General features: G+C 70.7%; 4 protein-coding genes. All 4 read left to right on the forward strand.

The annotated features are described in order from the left end of the window. Nucleotides 1–61: 61 nt before the first annotated feature. The 4 genes from ispG (at nt 62) to ACWGH4_RS31365 (ending at nt 4,629) form a co-directional block, all read left to right on the forward strand. Entirely contained in the window at nt 62–1,231 is a 1,170-nt protein-coding gene (ispG, locus tag ACWGH4_RS31350; protein ID WP_159686382.1) for a flavodoxin-dependent (E)-4-hydroxy-3-methylbut-2-enyl-diphosphate synthase, read from the forward strand. A 175-nt stretch (nt 1,232–1,406) separates the two neighbouring features. Next, nucleotides 1,407–2,249, forward strand: a complete 843-nt coding sequence (locus tag ACWGH4_RS31355; RefSeq protein WP_453466847.1) for a GNAT family N-acetyltransferase — start codon at nt 1,407–1,409, stop codon at nt 2,247–2,249. A gap of 50 nt (nt 2,250–2,299) precedes the next feature. Continuing rightward, nucleotides 2,300–2,869 (forward strand): GNAT family N-acetyltransferase, encoded by a 570-nt coding sequence (locus ACWGH4_RS31360; protein ID WP_453466845.1) that lies wholly within the window; start codon nt 2,300–2,302, stop codon nt 2,867–2,869. Nucleotides 2,870–2,934: 65 nt separating this feature from the next. Then, complete coding sequence (locus tag ACWGH4_RS31365; RefSeq protein WP_441266364.1) at nt 2,935–4,629, forward strand: proline--tRNA ligase; 1,695 nt, start codon at nt 2,935–2,937, stop codon at nt 4,627–4,629. The last annotated feature ends 146 nt before the right edge of the window (nt 4,630–4,775 follow it).

Below are 4,775 nucleotides of genomic sequence, written 5' to 3' on the forward strand. Positions count from 1 at the left end.
TCTCAAGGGCTGGAGCCCGCCGATCCGGGACCACGATCCACACCTTGGGGTTGCACAGCAGATGACTGCAATTTCTCTCGGAATTCCGTCCGTTCCGACGAAGCTCGCCGACCGCAGGGTCAGCAGGAAGATCCAGGTCGGCTCCGTCGCCGTCGGCGGTGACGCGCCCGTTTCCGTGCAGTCGATGACGACGACCAGGACGTCCGACATCGGCGCCACCCTCCAGCAGATCGCGGAGCTCACGGCCTCCGGCTGCCAGATCGTCCGGGTCGCCTGCCCGACCCAGGACGACGCGGACGCGCTGGCCACCATCGCCAGGAAGTCCCAGATCCCGGTGATCGCGGACATCCACTTCCAGCCGAAGTACGTCTTCGCGGCCATCGACGCCGGCTGCGCCGCGGTGCGGGTGAACCCGGGCAACATCAAGCAGTTCGACGACAAGGTCAAGGAGATCGCGAAGGCCGCCGGCGAGACCGGCACCCCGATCCGGATCGGCGTCAACGCGGGCTCCCTGGACCGCCGGCTGCTGGAGAAGTACGGCAAGGCCACCCCCGAGGCGCTCGTCGAGTCCGCCCTGTGGGAAGCGTCCCTCTTCGAGGAGCACGGCTTCCGCGACATCAAGATCTCGGTCAAGCACAACGACCCCGTCGTGATGGTCAACGCCTACCGCCTCCTCGCCGCGCAGAGCGACTACCCGCTGCACCTCGGTGTCACAGAGGCCGGTCCCGCCTTCCAGGGCACGATCAAGTCCGCCGTCGCCTTCGGCGCGCTGCTCAGCGAGGGCATCGGCGACACCATCCGCGTCTCCCTGTCGGCGCCGCCGGCGGAGGAGGTCAAGGTCGGCATCCAGATCCTGGAGTCGCTGAACCTCCGCCAGCGCCGCCTGGAGATCGTCTCCTGCCCCTCCTGCGGCCGCGCCCAGGTCGACGTCTACAAGCTCGCCGACGAGGTCAGCGCCGGACTCGAGGGCATGGAGGTCCCGCTGCGCGTCGCCGTCATGGGCTGCGTGGTCAACGGACCCGGCGAGGCCCGTGAGGCCGACCTCGGTGTGGCCTCGGGCAACGGCAAGGGACAGATCTTCGTCAAGGGCGAGGTCATCAAGACCGTGCCGGAGTCGAAGATCGTCGAGACCCTCATCGAAGAGGCCATGAAGATCGCGGAACAGATGGAGAAGGACGGCGTCGCCTCCGGCACCCCGGACGTGGTCGCCGTGGGCGAGCCCGGCGCCTGACCCGCACCCCCAGGACCCCGCCGGAGGGCTCGCAGCCCCGAGCCCGCCGGCACCCGGATCCACAAGGCCCCGTCGCCCCTTCCGGTCGGCGGGGTCTTCCCGTGCACGCGCCACGCCGTGGACGTGCCGGGTACAGTTCCAGAACCAGCAAACCGTGTGATGAGGCGCCCTCGTGTTGACGCAGACCACCACCCGGGTCCTCGGCCCGGGCGACCTCGGCGCCGCGCTCGCCATCCTCGAGAGCGAGCCGGTGACGAATGCTTTCGTCACCGCCCGTGTGCAGGTCGCCGGACTCGACCCGTGGCGACTCGGGGGCGAGATGTGGGGTTATTACACGGACGGACACCTGCGCTCCCTGTGCTACTCCGGCGCCAACCTCGTGCCCATCTGCGCCGGCCCGGAAGCGGTACGCGCCTTCGCCGACCGCGCGCGCCGGGCCGGTCGCCGCTGCTCGTCCATCGTCGGCCCCGCGGAGTCCACGGCCCTGCTGTGGCGGCTCCTCGAACCGAACTGGGGCCCGGCCAGGGACGTACGGGCCAACCAGCCGCTCATGATCACCGAGCGGATGCCGGACGACATCGAGCCCGACCCCGGCGTCCGCCGTATCCGCAAGGACGAGATGGACGTGATCATGCCGGCGTGCGTGGCCATGTTCACCGAGGAGGTCGGCGTCTCGCCGATGGCCGGCGACGGCGGACTCCTCTACCAGGCCCGCGTCGCCGAGCTCGTCGGCACCGGACGGTCCTTCGCCCGCATCGACGACGGCAAGGTCGTCTTCAAGGCCGAGATCGGCGCGGCCACCCCCCAGGCCTGCCAGATCCAGGGCGTCTGGGTCGACCCCGAGTACCGGGGCAGGGGGCTGTCGGAGACCGGCATGGCGGCCGTCCTGCGCTACGCCCTGGCGGACGTCTCCCCGGTCGTCAGCCTGTACGTCAATGACTACAACACCGCCGCCAGGGCGTCCTACCGCAGGGTCGGCTTCCGCGAGGTCGGCGCCTTCATGAGCGTGCTGTTCTGATTCCCGGCACCCCGTGCTGAGCGGTCACGACGGCAAGTAGGGTTCGGCCCATGGCAGCACTCACCGGGGACGGCTCGCAGGCCCCCGACGTCGTCATCGAACCGCTCGATCTGACGGCGCGGGTCGACGAGGCGCTCGCCGTGCAGGCACTCGCCTTCGGGCTCAGCGACGACGAGATCGACATCCGCCGCTACATCGTGCTGCGCCACCTGCAGAACCCCGGAGCCCGGGCGCTCGGAGCGACCACGGAGGGGGGCAGGCTCGTCGGATTCGTCTACGGCATGCCCAACGACCGCAGCCACTGGTGGTCCACCGTGGTCGAGCCGTATCTGCGCCGCAACGGCACCGACGGCTGGCTCGACGACTCCTTCGTCATCACCGAACTCCACGTCCACCCCGGCTTCCAGGGACGCGGCATCGGACGCGAACTGATCATCACCATCACCGACGGATGCGGCCTGCCCCGCTCGATCCTGTCCGCGATCGACACCGAGAGCCCGGCCCGCGCCCTGTACCGCAGGCTCGGCTACCAGGACCTCGCCGGGCAGGTGCTCTTTCCGAGCGCCCCCAGTCCCTACGCCGTGATGGGCGCCCCGCTGCCGCTGCGCCGCGCGAACTGATTTCCGCCTGCGGCTGCGCCCCGGCTAACCTCCTGCACATCACACGTTCCGAGCAGGAGTTCACCATGGCCCAGGTCCAGCGCATGTCCCGTCTGATGGTCAAGACACTGCGCGACGACCCGGCGGACGCAGAGACGCTCAGCCACAAGCTCCTCGTGCGCGCCGGTTACGTCCGCCGCAACGCCGCGGGCATCTGGTCCTGGCTGCCGCTCGGCAAGCGCGTCCTGGAGAACGTCACCCGCGTCGTGCGCGAGGAGATGGACGCCATCGGCGCACAGGAGGTCCTGCTGCCGGCGCTGCTGCCCAAGGAGCCCTACGAGGCGACGGGCCGCTGGGAGGAGTACGGCGCGGAGCTGTTCCGTCTCAAGGACCGCAAGGGCGCCGACTACCTCCTCGGCCCGACCCACGAAGAGATCTTCACCCAGCTCGTCAAGGACCAGTGCACGTCCTACAAGGACCTGCCGGTGATCCTGTACCAGATCCAGACGAAGTACCGCGACGAGGCGCGTCCCCGTTCGGGCATCCTGCGCGGCCGCGAGTTCCAGATGAAGGACTCGTACTCGTTCGACACCTCCGACGAGGGTCTCGCCCAGTCCTACGCCCTGCACCGCGAGGCGTACGTCCGGATCTTCGAGCGCCTCGGCCTCGAGCACAAGATCGTCTCCGCGGTGTCGGGCGCGATGGGTGGCTCCGCCTCCGAGGAGTTCCTGGCGCCGGCCCCCGCCGGCGAGGACACCTTCGTGTACTGCCCGTCCTGCGACTACGCCGCCAACACCGAGGCCGTCACGTTCGCGCTCGCCCCGGTCGAGGGCGCCGCGCACGGCCCGGTCGAGGAGCTGGACACCCCCGACACCCCGACCATCGAGACGCTCGCCGACCACCTGGGTGTCCCGGCGTCCGCCACGCTGAAGAACCTGCTGGTCAAGGTCGACGGTGAGATCGTCGCGGTCGGCGTCCCCGGCAACCGCGAGGTCGACCTCGGCAAGCTGGGCGACCACCTGGCGCCCGCCGAGGTCGAACTGGTCACCGCGGAGGACTTCGTGGACCGCCCGGACCTGGTCCGCGGCTACGTCGGCCCGCAGGGCCTCGAGAAGGTCCGCTACATCGCCGACCCGCGCGTCGCCCCCGGCACCGCGTGGATCACGGGCGCCAACCGGGCGGGCTTCCACGCGAAGAACGTCGTCGCCGGCCGGGACTTCGAGGTCGACGACTACCTCGACGTCGTGGTCGTCGAGGACGGCGACCCGTGCCCCTCGTGCGGCACCGGGCTCAAGCTGGACCGCGCGATCGAGATCGGCCACATCTTCCAGCTCGGCCGCAAGTACGCGGACGCCTTCCAGCTCGACGTGCTCGGCCAGAACGGCAAGCCCGTCCGCGTGACGATGGGTTCGTACGGCGTCGGCGTTTCCCGCGCGGTGGCGGCGCTCGCCGAGCAGACCGCCGACGAGCAGGGCCTGTGCTGGCCCCGCGAGATCGCCCCGGCCGACGTCCACGTGGTCGCCGCGGGCAAGGCACTGCAGACCGAACTCGCCCTCGACGTCGCCGAGCAGCTCGGCGCGGCGGGCCTGCGGGTCCTGGTCGACGACCGCGCGGGCGTCTCCCCGGGCGTCAAGTTCACGGACGCGGAGCTGATCGGCGTCCCCAAGATCCTGGTGGCCGGCCGTCGCTCGGCCGAGGGCGTCGTGGAGCTGAAGGATCGCCGGACGGGTGAGCGTGAGGAGCTCACGGTGGCGGACGCGGTGGCGCGGCTGCGGGGGTAGCGCGGACCGGGTGCGCGCCTGCGGCGGGCCGGTTCCCCTCCCCGCCCCTTTCCGCTGTACCGATGTGCGGCTCCGCCGCGTGGGGGCTCCGCCCGGACCCGGCACCGCGCTGCGCGCGGTGTTTCGGGGGCTCTTCCCCCTACGCC

The sequence above is a fragment of the Streptomyces sp. NPDC054847 genome (assembly GCF_053610925.1).

What these genes read in the sequence shown, in the direction of transcription:
- ispG (WP_159686382.1), top strand. Translation starts at nt 62, where the DNA reads ATGACTGCAATTTCTCTCGGAATTCCGTCCGTTCCGACGAAGCTCGCC.
- ACWGH4_RS31360 (WP_453466845.1), top strand. Translation starts at nt 2,300, where the DNA reads ATGGCAGCACTCACCGGGGACGGCTCGCAGGCCCCCGACGTCGTCATC.
- ACWGH4_RS31365 (WP_441266364.1), top strand. Translation starts at nt 2,935, where the DNA reads ATGGCCCAGGTCCAGCGCATGTCCCGTCTGATGGTCAAGACACTGCGC.